The following is a 15,962-nucleotide window of genomic DNA, read 5'->3' on the forward strand; positions in this document are numbered from 1 at the left end:
TTAGTTATTGGTATGTATTATATTTTTATTTTTAACAAAATAATCAACACCTGAAACTATTGTAATTATAACAGCAATAACAAATAATATTTGAGTCAAAATATCTATTATATTATTATTTATTATGAGATTTACTAATGCAGTTATTATAGCTGTCATTTGAATTACTGTTTTAATTTTGCCCCACCAACTAGCTGCAATAACTTTCCCCTCAGATGCAGCAATTGTTCTTAGACCTGATACAGCAAATTCCCTAGCAATAATTATTATGACATAATAACTAGGTACTACTTTTAATTCAACGAAACATATCAATGCTGAAATAACTAATAATTTATCTGCTAGCGGATCCATAAACTTACCAAAATTTGTTATTTGATTTCTACTTCTAGCTATATATCCATCGAGTTTATCTGTTATAGATGCTAAAATAAAGATAATTGTAGCTATTAATGTCCCATATGGTATTCCTTTTGCAATAATAAAAAATAAAAATATAGGAACTAATATTATTCTTAAAATAGTTAGTTTATTTGCTAGATTCATCGTTTATAACCCCCATCAAATCATATTCTAAAGCTTTAATTATTTTTACATTAACAATATCACCAGCATTTAAAGAAACATTTGATTTAACTAATATTTCACCATCTACTTCAGGAGCCATTTCATAGCTTCTTACATGATAATATTGACCATCATATTCATCAACAATAGCTTCATACACTTTACCAATCTTACTTAAATTAATTTCAAATGAAATATTTTGTTGTAAAAACATTAGTTCTGCTTCTCTAAATTCTTTTACTTCTTCATCTATTTGGTTAGGCATATCATATGCAGCAGTATCTTCTTCCCTAGAATATTTAAAAACACCTAACTTATCAAATCTTGTTTTCTTAATAAAATTTTTAAGTTCATTGAATTCTTCTTCCTTTTCCCCCGGAAAACCAACTATAAACGTAGTTCTTAATATAACATTTGGAATCTTTTCTCTAATTTTATTTATATTGTTCAGAATAACTTTTTTCCTTCCTCTTCTTCGCATATTTTTTAGTATATTGTCACTTATGTGTTGAAGAGGAATATCAATATACTTACATACTTTTTCATTTGATGCAATTTCATCTATAATTTCATCTGTTATTTCTTCTGCATAGCAATATAATAATCTTATCCACTTTAGCTCTTTAATATTCGATAATTTATTTAATAGCAAATGTAAACTCTTTTGACCATATAAATCCACACCATACATTGTAGTATCCTGTGCAACTAGAATGAGTTCTTTTACTCCCATATCAACAAGCTCAATAGCTTCATTATATATATCTTCTATTGATCTGCTCCTAAATTTTCCTCTTATTTGTGGTATTGCACAATATGCACAACTATTGTTACATCCTTCAGAAATTCTTAAATAAGCAATATGTGGTTTTGTAGTAAGTACTCTTTTACCAGTATTAATATTGATATCACTATAGCTACAAAAAGAACATTTCTCTTTTTTATTTAATGCACCTTCAATAACATCATTTAAATGAATATAATCATTAACACCTAAAATACCATCTATTTCAGGCATTAATTCTAATAGCTTTTTACCATATCTTTGTGTTAAACATCCTGTTGCTATCAAGGCTTTACAATTTTGTTTTTTATAATTCGCCATATACAAAATCGTATTAATCGATTCTTGTTTAGAATCTTCTATAAAACCGCAAGTATTTATAATGATAATATCCGCTTCTTCCGGCTTATCAGTTATTTTATAGTTGTTACTTAAAGAATTCAGCATAATCTCAGAATCTATTCTATTTTTATCACATCCTAAATTAATAACACACGCTTTTAAATTGTTCACTTCATCTTCCTCCTAAGTAGTTCTTATAAATTAATTCTACTATATTTGTTCTTTTGTTACTAACACTTGTCTTGGTTTGCTTCCATTTCTTGCAGAAATAATTCCCCTATCCTCCATTTCATCCATTAATCTAGCAGCTCTATTATAACCTATTTTAAATTTTCTTTGAAGCATTGATGTAGATGCATAGTTGCTTTTAATCACAAATTCAATTGCTTCACTCAATAAAGAATCAGTTTCATTTTTTTTACTATTATCTGCATTTAAATTATTGTCAATTTCATTAATAATATCCGTCTCGTATTCTATATTTTCTACATGAACTTTTATAAATTCTACAACCCTTTCAACTTCAGCTTCAGAAATAAAAGCACCTTGAATTCTTATAGGCTTTGGTGCACCAACGGGATAGAATAACATATCTCCCTTACCTAATAATTTTTCTGCTCCTGATGAATCAAGAATAGTTCTTGAATCTATTTGACTTGAAACTGCAAATGAAATTCTAGAAGGTATGTTTGCTTTTATCATGCCTGTAATAACATCTACAGACGGCCTTTGTGTAGCAATTACCAAATGCATTCCAGCAGCTCGTGCCATTTGTGCTAATCTAGCTATATAATCTTCTACATCCTTGGGTGCAACCATCATAAGATCAGCTAATTCATCAATTATTATTACAATCCAAGGCATTTTTTCTGAAATTTTTCCTTGCTCTACTAAATAATTATAACCTTCAATATTTCTAACACCATTATCTGCAAAAGCTTTATATCTTCTAGTCATTTCATTTACAGCCCAATTTAATGCACTTGCAGCTTTTTTAGTATCGGTCACAACAGGAATTAACAAATGAGGAATACCATTGTAAATGTTGAGTTCAACAACTTTAGGATCTATTAATAACAGTTTAACATTTTCTGGAGAATATTTGAACAATAAACTTATTATTAATGAATTAATGCAAACACTTTTCCCTGAACCAGTTGCACCAGCAACTAATACATGAGGCATTTTACTTAAATCACCTACAACACAATTTCCTGCGATATCCTTACCAAGGCAAAATGCTAAATTATTCTTTGAACTGCTAAATTCTGTTGATTCTATTACTTCCCTCAAGCAAACAGGAAGTTGCTCTTTATTTGGTACCTCTATTCCAACGGCTGCTTTTCCTGGAATAGGAGCTTCAATTCTTATTCCAGAAGATGCTAAATTTAGCGCAATATCATCTGCTAAATTAACTATTTTACTAACTTTAACACCTGGATCTGGTTGCAATTCAAATCTTGTAACTGAAGGTCCTTTTGTAACCTGAATAACTTTAGCTTTTACGCCAAAACTATTCAATGTATCTTGAAGTTTTGTGGCACTATTAAGTAACTCTCTTTTATCACTTTTTTTAGATTTATGTTCATTGTTTTCTTCTAACAAATCTATAGTTGGAAATGTATATATTGGTTTTTCTTTCATAACTAAGGAATTTATTTTTATTTCTTCTTCTATTTTTTCTTTAGTTGTTTTTTTATCATCAAATGAGTTAATCTCATTTTCCTTATCGGTATTATCTTCTTGAATAATTACATTTTCGTAGTCAAGTTTTATTTTTTCATTTTTTTCCTTGTAATAATCTATTTTTTCATCTTCACTATCATCATTATCGATATTTATTTTTTTTACGAAATCAATTATCTTAATTTTACTATTGATGTTCTTTATAAAGCTTTCTTTGTTATTATCACAAACAATTAATGCTTCATCATCAGTTTCAATATCATTATCTCCAAATTCTACGCTACTTATTTTCCTTTCTCTTTTTAAAACTTCCTTTAATGATGCAAATATATCATACAATGATATTCTAAATATCAATAATAAGCTAATTATATATATTGCTGAAAAAATAATATAGCAACCAACATTTGAAAATAGCTTGTACAAAGGTACATCAATAATATACCCTAATATACCTCCATGAACAATTGATTTTACATGCCAAAACTTTTCAAATCCAAGTTTGAATTTCCCTTCACTATAGAAGTCTTTCAACTTAACCATTTGAATGAATAAAAGTGTATTTATGAGAAACAAATTAATACCATAAAATTTTGCATTAAAATTAACTTTTCCTTTTTTAACAATCAAACAAAAACCAACAAATATTATTATAAAGGGAAATATATATGATCCTAATCCTAAAACTGCAATCAATAATTTTCTAATAAAATCGCCAAAAAAACCTGATGAAGTTGTTGAATTAAACAATCTAGAAAATACGCTAAAAATTATTAAAATACCTGTTGTTATCATAATGATACCTTTTATTTCATTAACAGACTCCAAATTATTTTCCTTTATCTTCTTATTTGTAGACTTTTTTCTTCTAGCCAAAATATCACCTCCACAAGTATTATTTCTACATTCGTTATATTTTTCCTCCAATACAAAAGTAAAGAACCATAGAAAGTCTATGATTCTTTATTCTTAATGATTTCATTTAATTTATTAAGAGCTTCCTTCACTCCACCAACTTCATCTATTAAACCATATTCAACAGCTTGTTTTCCAATCAAAATTGTTCCCATATCATTTAGTAATTCATCTGTTTGAAGCATCATTTTTTTCAATGTCTCTTTATTGATTTTTGATGTTCTTGTAATAAATTCTAGTATTCTATCTTGCATTTTCTTAAAATATTCAAATGTTTGAGGAACCCCAATAATAAGTCCATTCATTCTTATTGGATGAATAATCATTGTAGCTGTTGGCGAAATGAATGAAAAATCAGCAGACGTAGCCAAAGGCACTCCTATCGAATGGCCTCCACCAATAACCAAAGAAACTGTTGGTTTGCTTAAACTTCTTATCATCTCAGCAATTGCAAGACCTGCTTCAACATCCCCTCCTACAGTATTTAATACAATCAAAACTCCTCTAACTTTATCACTTCTTTCCATAGAAATAATTTGTGGAATAATATGCTCATACTTAGTCGTTTTTGTCTGAGGTGACTGTACCATGTGTCCTTCAATTTGACCTATTATAGGCAATATCTGAATACTTTCATCTGATTTTGTAATACCTGTAACACCTAATTCTTTAATATTCTTAATTTCTTTAGCAACTTCTTTCTTTTCATCATCTGTATTGCTTTCTTTTTCAATATTTAACATAGCAATTCCTCCTAACACAAATTATTTTTCGCATTAGAAGGTTATGATATTCATAATTATATTAATTTTTATAAATCAAATTCATTATGGAGTGCATTAATCGCATTAGATACATCATTTGAATTAATTAGACACCAAATTGTCATATGTGAATCTGCAGTTTGTAAAACCTCTACTCCTTCACGTGTAAGTGCCTTTAATATCTTTGCCATAACTCCAGGTCTTCCTTTCATTCCTTCACCAATCACAGATAACTTACTGCAATTTTCAATATATGAAAAACTTAATTTTAAATCTTTTATAATCAATATTAATTTATCTAAATCTTTCTTATCTATCGTAAAAATTTTTTCTTTAGGGAAAACATTTATTAAATCTAAACTTATATTATTTTCCGCAAGCACATCAAATAAATTATTATAAGCTTCTTCAAAGTTATTTGTTACTCTAATTTGAACTCTATCATTTATGTTAGTAATGCCTGTAATAATTTTTTCAGATTTACTACTAAATTCATTTATTAGAGTCCCTTCACTATCGCTAAATGTATTCTTAATCAAAAGTGGTATATTATGCTTTTCAGAAATTTCAACTGCTCTAGGATGAATTACTTTTGCTCCTTGATGTGCAAATTGGAAAATTTCTTTATAGCTTATTTCTTTTATTAGAGAGGCATTAGGAACTATTCTTGGGTCAGAAGTCATAATACCATCAACATCTGTATAAATCTCAACCCTGTTGGCTTTTAATGCAGCTCCTAAAATAGCAGCTGTTACATCACTGCCCCCTCGTCCAATTGTAGTAATAAATCCTTTGCTATCTATACCCTGAAAACCAGCAACAACTGGTATAATATTATCATCAAGTAAATTTAAAATCATTTCAGTATTAACATCAATAATATTAGCTGCACCATGTATACTATCAGTCAATATTCCGGCTTGTCCTCCCGTTAATGGGTGTGCATTAATACCATTTTTATTCAATTGTTCAGCCATAACAACCGAACTAATTATTTCTCCACAACTCATTAACAAATCAACTGCCAATAAATTAGTTGATTTGAAATCATTGCCTACCAATGATAACAATGTATCGGTTGCATATGGTTCTCCTTTTCTTCCCATAGCAGAAACCACTATTACAGGCATATTACCCTGTTCAATACATCCTTTAACTTTAGATACTATCAATTTTCTTCTCTTCTCTGTAGAAACAGATGTACCACCAAATTTTTGAATAACTATATTCATATTTACCTCCAAACACTATTTTAACTCTTCATACTCCACATCTATTATTATAGTTCTATATCCAATTTTTTTTACACAATCCCATTCAATTTCCTTAAATTCATCTTTGCTAAATAAACTAAATTTTGATCTATTACAATTTAAAATTAATGCTTTTAAATTTCCCTGTTCATCAACAATAATATCATTATTTCCTAGATAATCATACTTATCCCCATCATTAATATTTATTATCTCAAATTTTTCCATTTCGCTATAATATTTATTGTTTATTTCCATATAACTCCCCCATATTTTCAAATAATCTATATTAATTATATGAATACATATTGGAAGTTATAACCTTAATACCTATTTATACAAAATCACATCTCTACCCAATGCTTTTAAAACAGTTTCATAATTATTTCCTACTAAAGCAATATTTTTTATTCCTTTTCTTAACGTTTTATCCATAACACTGTTTATATTATTTATATCTATATTATCAATTTTCTCAAGAACATGCTCTGGTGTATTTACCTTATTTAAGAAAAGAACACTTCTACCATTTTTGAACATTCTACTACTGGTACTTTCTAAACCTAATATATAGCTTCCTTTAAGTTGTTCTTTAGCCTTATACAATTTTTCATCTGTTATAAATCCTTTTGTAAATTTTTGTAATTCATCATTTATTATGTTTAGAGCATCTCTTATGTATTTTATGTTTAAAGCTGCATAAATTGAAACAATTCCTGTATTTATCAAAGAAGATGAATAGGAATAAATTGAATAGCACATTCCTAATTCTTCTCTAAGTTTTTGAAATAAAATTGATGATGCTCCTCCTCCTAAAATATTACATAGCAATGTCAAAGAATATATATCATCATTTCCTATTTCAATACCAGGTATTCCTATATTTATATGGAGTTGTTCAATATTCTTTTCTTTTAAAAACACATTTTCTAATATACTAGGTTTGGAATATTTTGTGATTTTCTTTGTTTTACTATTCCAATTGCCAAAATATTTTTCAACTAATCTAATTATCTTATTTGAATCAAAATTTCCACAAATAGAGATAACTGAATTTTCAGGTATATAGTATGAGTAAATATATTCTTTTAACAAATCCCTATCAAGTTTTTTAAGCGTTTCTTTTGTACCCAATATAGGAAGAGAGATAGAATCATCTCCCCATATAGCCTTACTATGTAAATCTAACAATACATCTTCTGGTGAATCTTCGTTCATGTCAATTTCTTCATAAATAACACTTTTTTCTTTTTCAATATCTTCTTCTGCAAGCTTACTATTAAACAACATATCAGATAAAATATCTAATGCTAATTCTAAATGAGTATTTAACACTTTTATATAATAACAAGTTGCTTCTTTCCCAGTAAAAGCATTAATTTGTCCACCAACATCTTCTATCTCTTCTGCAATTTTTTTAGCTGTTCTATTAGTTGTTCCTTTAAACAACATATGTTCTATAAAATGAGATATACCATTATTGTATTTATTTTCATTTCTAGAACCATTTTCAATCCAAAGACCAACACTTATAGAACTTACATAATCAATATTTTCCACAACTACTCTTAATCCATTATCTAAAGTAAAAAATTCATACATATGTTTTCTCTCCTCAATAATAGAATATCAATTATTCTATAATAAAAAGGCATCTCAGTGCCTTATATTTTAATCATTTTTATTTTCATTTATAGTTTCTTTTATTGCATCCTTTCTTGATAAATTTACTCTTCCCTGACTATCAATATCAGTAACTTTAACTAAAATTTCATCACCTATTGATACAATATCTTCAACTTTATTAACCCTATTTACATCTAACTTAGATATGTGAACTAATCCTTCTTTGCCAGGAAGTATTTCAGTAAATGCTCCAAATTTAGTTATTTTAGTTACTCTGCCAAGATAAATTTCACCCACTTTAACTTCTTTAGTTATTTCTAAAATCATTTTCATAGCATTTTGGGCACATTCCATATCAGAAGACATAACAACAATCTTTCCATCATCATAAGTATCTATTTTAACTCCTGTATCAGCTATTATCTTCTTAATTGTTTTTCCACCAGGTCCAATCACATCTCTTACTTTTTCAGGGTCTACATTTATTGTAAGCATTCTTGGTGCATATGGAGATAATTCTTTTCTTGGTTCAGGAATAGTTTTGTTAATAAGTTCTAATATTTGAATTCTAGCTTTTCTAGCTCCATAAATAGCTTTTTCAATGACATTTTTAGAAAGCCCATGAATTTTAGTATCTACTTGTATAGCTGTTATACCTTTTTCAGTTCCTGCTACTTTGAAATCCATATCTCCAAAGAAGTCTTCCAATCCTTGAATATCTGTCAATACCTCTTCTTCTGATAAATCTTCACTAGTAATCAATCCCATAGCTATACCTGCAGCAGGTCTTTTTATTGGTACACCTGCATCTAGTAGTGCCAATGTACTACCACAAACACTTGCTTGAGATGTTGAACCATTAGAACTTAAAACTTCCGAAACAAGTCTTATTGCATAAGGGAATTCTTCTTCTGAAGGAATTAATGGTTCTAATGCTTTTTCAGCCAATGCACCGTGACCTATTTCCCTTCTTCCAGGTCCTCTCATTGGTCTAACTTCACCGACACTATATGAAGGAAAATTATAATGATGCATATACCTTTTGTGATCCTCATCTGATAATCCATCTAATATTTGCACATCTCCCATAGCACCTAATGTTGCAACAGTCATTACTTGAGTTAATCCTCTTGTGAATAAACCTGTTCCATGTGTTCGTGGTAATAATCCAACTTCACAACTCAAAGGTCTTATCTCATCAAAAGCTCTTCCATCAGGTCTTCTTTTTTCGTATAACAACATGTTTCTAACTACTTCTTTTTGAATTCTGTATACAACATCTGCTATATCTGCAGCATTATCAGGGTATTTCTCTGAAAACTCCTCACTTATTCTTTCTTTTACCTCATCCATCTTTGCATTTCTTTCATCTTTATCAGTTATATACATAGCTTCTTTTATAATTTCATATGAAAATTCTCTAACTTCTTCTTCAATTTCTCCATCAACTTTATAGAGAATTGGTTCTGTTTTTTCTTTGCCAAATTTTTTCATAGCTTCTTCTTGGAACTCTATAATTTTTTGACAATGTTCAAACCCAAAATAAATAGCTTTTATCATTGTATCTTCATCAACTTCATTTCCACCTGCTTCAATCATCATAACTCTTTCTTTTGTAGCTGAAACTGTCAAATTAAGATCGCTTTTTTCCCTCTCCTCAGCAGTTGGATTTAGTATAAACTTTCCATCAATCATTCCAACTAGTACAGTAGCTACTGGAATATTGAAAGGAATACTTGATAGACATAATGCCAAAGATGCCCCATTCATTGCTAATATTTCAGGTAAATTATCTTGTTCAACGGATAAAACTGTACATACAATTTGGACATCATTTCTGTAACCTTTAGGGAATAATGGTCTTAGAGGTCTATCTATAGCTCTTGCACTAAGAATAGCTTTTTCTGAAGGTTTACCTTCTCTTTTTATAAATCCGCCAGGTATCTTTCCTACAGAGTATAGTCTTTCCTCATAATCTACACTAAGTGGAAAAAAGTCTATACCCTCTCTTGGTTCTTTAGATGAATTGACATTTACCATTATTACCGTCTCACCGTAACTTATAAATATTTGTGCATCAGAAAGCATACCCGTCTTTCCATATTCAACTTTTAATGTCCTGTTACCAATAATAGTTTCCAGTATATTTATTTCACTCATTAACATATCTGATTTCTAAAACCATAAGTTAAAACTTTATAGTTTTCACACTAAAAAATAGTGCGGTAGTATTTTAATATAGTTTATGTATTAATACTACAGAAATCAGTTTCCACCTCCTTCTGAAATTCCTAAATTATTAAGTTGTTATTTAAAATTATAATATCTAATATTATTCTTTTATATCTTCTAATACATTATACCATCATTTGTTGATTTTAAAAATAATAGAGCGGCTCAACCGCTCTAAATTATTTTCTTAATCCTAATTTTGCAATAATAGCACGATATCTTTCAATATCATTCTTCTTTAAGTAATTTAAAAAGCCTCTTCTTTGACCAACCATCTTCAATAATCCTCTTCTTGAATGGTGATCTTTTTTATGAACCTTTAAGTGTTCATTTAAGTGATTGATTCTATAAGTAAGTAATGCTATCTGAACTTCTGGTGAACCAGTATCTCCTTCGTGCATAGCATACTCTTTAATTATTTGTTCTTTAACAGCCTTATCCATCATAAGTAACACCTCCGAAATATTATCTCCCTATCCCAAGAATACGTTGGCTAATCGAAATACTTAGTATAGGGTTCATAACAATTATAACAAAGAAAACTTTAGTTGTAAAATATTTTTTGCTAAAAGTTAAAAGGTTTTTGTTTAACTAATTCCTTATCAATTCGTAGTTGCAAAGAGAGTTGTTCAATAGAATCAAACTTTTTCTCATCTCTTATTCTTTCTATAAAATATATTTTTACTTTTTCACCATATATCTCTTTGTTAAAATCTAAAACATTAGTTTCTATACTTAAATTTTTACCATTAACTGTTGGATTAAAACCAATATTAGTTATGCTTTTATAGAAATTATTATTAATTTCTGTATTTGTATAATATACTCCATTAGCTGGAATAATATATTTATCATCGTAGTCTAAATTTATTGTCGGAAAACCTATGGTTCTTCCTATTTTTTTTCCTTCAATTACATTACCACTTAGCATAAAGTAGCGTCCAAGCAAAAGATTTGCTTCTTTAATATTTCCATCACTAATTAATCTTCTAATTCTTGAACTGCTTATTATATCGTCACCCAATTTTATTGGTGGTATAACTGTTAATTTAAAATTGAGTTTTTTACTTAATATACGAAGTAATTCAATATCACCTTCATTTTTATATCCAAACTTATAATTAAAACCAACAACTAATCCTTTTACATTGTAATGGTATACAAGTTTATGAATAAATTCGCTTGGATACATCTTCATAAAATCTTCATTAAAATTAGCCAAGTTGAGAATATCTATACCAGTATTATTTACTATTTCAATTTTTTCTTCATCATTTAATATAATTTTTGGCGTTTTGCTCTTATTTATAATACTTAATGGATGATTTTTAAAAGTAAAAATCATACTCTTACAACCCAATTTATTAGATAATTCATTGGTCTTATTTATTAATTCTAAATGACCTAAATGGAAACCATCAAAACTTCCTAATGTTACATATGTACAAAATTCAAATTTTCTATTAAAATTATCTTCGAGTATCTTCATATAAAACCCTCTATGAAAATTTCTTTTTGATTTTAAATCCATTAACATTTCTCATACCTATACCAATAAAAATGTTATCATGAGTGTATACTCTATACATAATATTTTCACAAATATCCTTTAGCAAAGCATTATCTTTTATATTAACACCATTTAAAGCTAATCGAGTAAACTTACTATTAAGTTTTAATATAGGATATTCCATAAAAACATCTTCAATTTTAATCAAGTTCTGTTCAAGTACATTTTTATTAATATCATCAATATTAACAGAATTTTCTTTTAAAAAATTACCAGTAGCAATTCTTTCTAAATTCCACATAGTAGCACCACATTGAAGTTTGTTCCCAATATCATAGCATAAACTCCTTATATAAGTTCCTTTAGAACACTTAACTTCAATTTCTAAATATGGCATATCAATATTTAGTATATCAATATTATAAATAGTTATTTCCCTTGGTTCTCTTTCAATTTCTATACCTTTACGTGCAAGTTCATAAAGTTTTTTACCATTAACTTTTAGAGCAGAATACATTGGGGGTACTTGTCTGATTTCTCCAATAAATGAATTTACTACAGAGTATATTTCATCCACTTCAACATTAGGTACTATTTCATGCAATATCTTTCCTTCTCTATCATAAGTATCAGTAACAATACCTAACCTAATTTCTGCTCTATAAATTTTATTTTTATTCATTAAGTGTTCAACTATTTTTGTAGCTTTACCAATACATACAGGAAGCACACCAGATGCTAAGGGATCTAGTGTCCCGGTATGACCAACTTTTTTTTCGCCAGAAATCTTTTTTATTTTCCTAACGACATCAAAAGATGTAATACCAGCAGGCTTATATACATTAATTATTCCATTCATTTTATCAACTCACTATTCAAAATTTCAATTAATTTTAATTTGATTTGTTCCATTGACATATCTGTTGAAAATCCTGCTGCTCTAGTGTGACCTCCGCCCCCAAAATATTCTGAAATCCTTCTCACATCAATTATATATTTAGAACGCAAACTAACCTTAGTGCCATTTTCGGTTTCTTTTATCAAAACTGTAACATCCGATGAATCTACTATTGTACCAAAAGAAATAACATCCCCAGAATTCTCATCTTCTAAATTCAATTCATTAAGCATGTTTTTAGTCAAATACATAAAGCATGCTTTATTATTGCAGTGCATTTCCATAGTATCTATAACCTTACCATATAATTTCACCTTAGAAAATGGTTTGTTTTCATATATTTTTTTATATATATCATTAAAATCTATTCCTTTACTTATAAGTTCTCCTGCAATGTTATGTGTTCGTATGGTTGTGCTAGGATACTTAAATGATCCTGTATCAGTAAGTATAGAAGTATATAAACACATTGCAATATTTTTATCAATATTAATATTTAACTCTTTCAATAAATCAAATATTATTTCGCCAACTGCAGCGGCTTCAGTATCAACATAATTCAAATCACCATATTGATCATTTGATAGATGATGATCTATATTTATCAAAATATATTTACGACTATCTAAGTCTAAATTTGCATTTATTCTTTCAACATTTCCACAGTCTAATACAATAACACAATCAGTATTATCTTTAACAGAATCACAAGCCGAAACTATTAAATTTGAATATGGAAGAAATGATAATGAACTAGGTAAATTTTCTTTAGACATTATATATACATTTTTATTCATCTGAATAAGACCTAATAATAAACCCAGTGTACTACCTAATGCATCACCATCAGGACTCACATGAAATGTTATTCCTATATTGTTGCTTTTTTGAATAACACTTAGAATATCATTATTCATCATTTTTTCCCTTCTCCTTTATTTCTTGTATAAGAGAATTAATATGCATTCCATATTCAAGTCCCGTATCCAATTCAATAATAATCTGAGGAATATGTCTTATCCTAATAGAGTGACTTAACTCTGTTCTAATAAAGCCTGCAGAACTTTTTAAAGCATTTAAAGTATCTTCTTTTGATTTTTCATTTCCAAAAATACTTACATATACTTTGGCATAACTTAAATCTCTTGTAACATTTACCCTTGTAACACTTACCAAACCCGACATTCTAGGATCTTTTATTTTATTCTGAATTATAACACTTACATTTTTCTTTATTTCTTCATTTAATCTTCCAGTTCTGTATTTAGTCATAAAACTCTCTCCTTAACTATATGTTTTGAGGTTTTACTTCTTCTAAAACATATGCTTCAATTATATCTCCTTCTTTGATATCATTAAACTTTTCAATACTTAAACCACATTCATATCCAGAAGCAACTTCTTTCACATCATCTTTAAATCTTTTAAGCGACGCAAAAGTTGATTCAAATATTACAATTCCATTTCTAAGAACTCTTGCATTTGAATTTCTTGTAATTTTGCCATCAATGACATAGCATCCTGCTATAGTTCCTATATTAGATATTTTGTATACTTGCCTAACTTCAGCTCTTCCTTGAATAACTTCTTTTATATCAGGATCAAGAAGTCCTAGCATTGCAGCCTTTATATCATCAAGTGCATTGTATATTACTCTATAAGTCTTAATATCAACTTCTTCTTTTTCAGCTATACCTATAGCATTACTATCAGGTCTTACATTAAAACCAATAATTATTGCATTTGAAGCTGCTGCTAAAATAACATCTGTTTCAGTAATAGCACCCACTCCACCATGAATAACTCTAACTTTAACATTATCTGTCGAAAGCTTTTCTAAAGATTGCGTTACAGCTTCAACTGATCCTTGAACATCTGCTTTTACAACAACATCTAATTCCTTTATTTTTCCTTCTTGAATTTGACTATACAAATCTTCAAGCGAAACTTTATGGCTCTTTTTAAACTTTTCTTGTCTTATTTTTTCCAATCTAGCTTCAGCAGTATTTCTAGCTGTTTTTTCATCTTTAACAACATGGAATCTATCCCCAGCTGATGGTACATCAGATAAACCTAGTATTTCAACAGGAACTGAAGGACCAGCAGATTTGATTTTTTGTCTCTTATCATTAAACATAGCTCTTATTCTACCATAAGTAGTACCAACAATAATTGAATCACCTACATGCAAAGTACCATTTTGAACTAGTATTGTTGCAACCGGTCCTCTTCCTTTATCCAATTTTGCTTCAATAACTGTTCCCTTAGCTTTCCTATCTGGGTTAGCTTTAAGCTCCATCATTTCAGCACTTAAAACTACCATTTCAAGTAGGTTATCTACCCCTTCCTCTGTATGCGCTGAAACAGGTACACATATAGTATCTCCACCCCAATCCTCAGGGATTAATTCATATTCTGTTAACTCTTGTTTAACTTTATCTATATTTGCTCCTACTTTATCTATTTTATTAATAGCAACAATAATAGGAACATTCGCAGCTTTACAGTGATTTATAGCTTCAATAGTTTGGGGCATTATTCCATCATCTGCAGCAACTACCAAAATTACGATATCTGTAATTTGGGCACCTCTCGCTCTCATAGCTGTGAATGCTTCATGTCCTGGGGTATCCAAAAATGTGATCTTTTCATCATTCACAGTAACAGTATAAGCACCAATATGTTGAGTTATTCCTCCAGCTTCTGTTTCTGTTATTCGAGTCTTTTTAATAACATCTAATAAAGATGTTTTCCCATGGTCAACATGACCCATAACTGTTACAATTGGGGGCCTTTTTTCTTCATTTTCATCAACTATATCTTCTTCATTATATTCTATTTCAATATCTTCTTCTATTACTCCTGTATTCTCTTCTTTAAGTATAACTTCTATTCCAAATTTATTAGTAACTTTCTCAGCAATATCAAAATCTATTTCTTGATTTATAGCCGCCATAACACCCAAAAGCATTAATTGTTTTATAACTTCTGATACAGGTTTATTGATTTTTTCTGCTAATTCTTTAACTGTAATAGTCTTTTCTATTTCTATAATATCACCATTTTCTTTATCACTGTTTGCTTTTTCTTCAAATTCTGTTTTATCTTTACCTGATTTAATTTGTTTGTTCTTTTTTTTCTTCATATTTTTATTTGCTTTTTCATTTTCCAAATTTTCATAATGCTCAACTATTTCCGATTTATCTTTTTCAGTTTTGTTTCCTTTGTCTTGAAATATCTCTTCTATAAGTTCAGCATCTTCTTCATCTATAGCACTCATATGATTCTTTACTTTAATGTCAAACTCTTTTTCTAATATTACAATCAATTCTTTACTTGTAATTCCTAACTCTTTAGCCAATTCATATATTCTAATTTTAGCCAA

The 15,962-nt window shown here is 28.7% G+C and carries 14 protein-coding genes; all 14 read right to left on the reverse strand.

The genetic code is table 11. The annotated features are described in order from the left end of the window. Window positions 1-546 (reverse strand): CDP-diacylglycerol--glycerol-3-phosphate 3-phosphatidyltransferase, encoded by a 546-nt coding sequence (pgsA, locus tag CLTEP_RS00845; protein WP_066821124.1) that lies wholly within the window; start codon window positions 544-546, stop codon window positions 1-3. Further along, a complete protein-coding gene (gene rimO / locus CLTEP_RS00850; RefSeq protein ID WP_066821126.1) occupies window positions 530-1,864 on the reverse strand; it encodes a 30S ribosomal protein S12 methylthiotransferase RimO in 1,335 nt (444 codons plus the stop codon). The genes pgsA and rimO overlap by 17 nt, the downstream gene beginning before the upstream one ends. A 39-nt stretch (window positions 1,865-1,903) precedes the next feature. Further along, window positions 1,904-4,255, reverse strand: a complete 2,352-nt coding sequence (locus tag CLTEP_RS00855) for an FtsK/SpoIIIE family DNA translocase (protein WP_066821128.1) — start codon at window positions 4,253-4,255, stop codon at window positions 1,904-1,906. Between the two features lie 77 nt (window positions 4,256-4,332). Continuing rightward, on the reverse strand, window positions 4,333-5,037 hold the full coding sequence (locus CLTEP_RS00860; RefSeq protein WP_066821130.1) for a ClpP family protease: 705 nt from the start codon (window positions 5,035-5,037) through the stop codon (window positions 4,333-4,335). A 68-nt stretch (window positions 5,038-5,105) separates the two neighbouring features. Beyond that, window positions 5,106-6,290 (reverse strand): aspartate kinase, encoded by a 1,185-nt coding sequence (dapG, locus tag CLTEP_RS00865; RefSeq protein ID WP_066821134.1) that lies wholly within the window; start codon window positions 6,288-6,290, stop codon window positions 5,106-5,108. 15 nt (window positions 6,291-6,305) lie between these two features. Beyond that, the gene (locus tag CLTEP_RS00870; RefSeq protein WP_066821136.1) at window positions 6,306-6,569 is read right to left on the reverse strand and encodes a YlmC/YmxH family sporulation protein; all 264 of its coding nucleotides are present in this window, start codon (window positions 6,567-6,569) and stop codon (window positions 6,306-6,308) included. A 72-nt stretch (window positions 6,570-6,641) separates the two neighbouring features. Beyond that, window positions 6,642-7,913 carry a M16 family metallopeptidase gene (locus CLTEP_RS00875; RefSeq protein ID WP_066821138.1) on the reverse strand — a complete coding sequence of 424 codons (1,272 nt, stop codon included), beginning with the start codon at window positions 7,911-7,913 and terminating at the stop codon, window positions 6,642-6,644. 69 nt (window positions 7,914-7,982) lie between these two features. Next, window positions 7,983-10,097, reverse strand: coding sequence for a polyribonucleotide nucleotidyltransferase (locus CLTEP_RS00880; RefSeq protein ID WP_066821852.1), 2,115 nt, complete (start codon window positions 10,095-10,097; stop codon window positions 7,983-7,985). Between the two features lie 251 nt (window positions 10,098-10,348). Beyond that, window positions 10,349-10,612: a 30S ribosomal protein S15 gene (rpsO, locus tag CLTEP_RS00885; protein WP_084364534.1), complete on the reverse strand. Its 264-nt coding sequence runs from the start codon at window positions 10,610-10,612 to the stop codon at window positions 10,349-10,351. Window positions 10,613-10,734: 122 nt separating this feature from the next. Beyond that, complete coding sequence (locus tag CLTEP_RS00890; RefSeq protein ID WP_066821856.1) at window positions 10,735-11,658, reverse strand: bifunctional riboflavin kinase/FAD synthetase; 924 nt, start codon at window positions 11,656-11,658, stop codon at window positions 10,735-10,737. 10 nt (window positions 11,659-11,668) lie between these two features. After that, complete coding sequence (gene truB, locus CLTEP_RS00895; RefSeq protein WP_066821142.1) at window positions 11,669-12,538, reverse strand: tRNA pseudouridine(55) synthase TruB; 870 nt, start codon at window positions 12,536-12,538, stop codon at window positions 11,669-11,671. Further along, a complete protein-coding gene (locus tag CLTEP_RS00900; protein WP_066821145.1) occupies window positions 12,535-13,497 on the reverse strand; it encodes a DHH family phosphoesterase in 963 nt (320 codons plus the stop codon). The genes truB and CLTEP_RS00900 overlap by 4 nt, the downstream gene beginning before the upstream one ends. Continuing rightward, window positions 13,487-13,849: a 30S ribosome-binding factor RbfA gene (gene rbfA / locus CLTEP_RS00905; RefSeq protein ID WP_066821148.1), complete on the reverse strand. Its 363-nt coding sequence runs from the start codon at window positions 13,847-13,849 to the stop codon at window positions 13,487-13,489. Before rbfA ends, CLTEP_RS00900 begins: the two co-directional genes overlap by 11 nt. Before the next feature lie 16 nt (window positions 13,850-13,865). Next, window positions 13,866-15,962 (reverse strand): translation initiation factor IF-2, encoded by a 2,097-nt coding sequence (infB, locus tag CLTEP_RS00910; protein ID WP_066821151.1) that lies wholly within the window; start codon window positions 15,960-15,962, stop codon window positions 13,866-13,868.

Source organism: Clostridium tepidiprofundi DSM 19306, assembly GCF_001594005.1.
In the GTDB taxonomy this organism is placed as follows: domain Bacteria; phylum Bacillota; class Clostridia; order Clostridiales; family Clostridiaceae; genus Clostridium_AC; species Clostridium_AC tepidiprofundi.

Coding starts and splice junctions, on each gene's coding strand:
- rpsO (WP_084364534.1), bottom strand. CDS start 10,612: ATGGATAAGGCTGTTAAAGAACAAATAATTAAAGAGTATGCTATGCAC.
- CLTEP_RS00900 (WP_066821145.1), bottom strand. CDS start 13,497: ATGATGAATAATGATATTCTAAGTGTTATTCAAAAAAGCAACAATATA.
- CLTEP_RS00880 (WP_066821852.1), bottom strand. CDS start 10,097: ATGAGTGAAATAAATATACTGGAAACTATTATTGGTAACAGGACATTA.
- truB (WP_066821142.1), bottom strand. CDS start 12,538: ATGAATGGAATAATTAATGTATATAAGCCTGCTGGTATTACATCTTTT.
- pgsA (WP_066821124.1), bottom strand. CDS start 546: ATGAATCTAGCAAATAAACTAACTATTTTAAGAATAATATTAGTTCCT.
- CLTEP_RS00890 (WP_066821856.1), bottom strand. CDS start 11,658: ATGAAGATACTCGAAGATAATTTTAATAGAAAATTTGAATTTTGTACA.
- dapG (WP_066821134.1), bottom strand. CDS start 6,290: ATGAATATAGTTATTCAAAAATTTGGTGGTACATCTGTTTCTACAGAG.
- CLTEP_RS00860 (WP_066821130.1), bottom strand. CDS start 5,037: ATGTTAAATATTGAAAAAGAAAGCAATACAGATGATGAAAAGAAAGAA.
- rbfA (WP_066821148.1), bottom strand. CDS start 13,849: ATGACTAAATACAGAACTGGAAGATTAAATGAAGAAATAAAGAAAAAT.
- CLTEP_RS00875 (WP_066821138.1), bottom strand. CDS start 7,913: ATGTATGAATTTTTTACTTTAGATAATGGATTAAGAGTAGTTGTGGAA.
- CLTEP_RS00870 (WP_066821136.1), bottom strand. CDS start 6,569: ATGGAAATAAACAATAAATATTATAGCGAAATGGAAAAATTTGAGATA.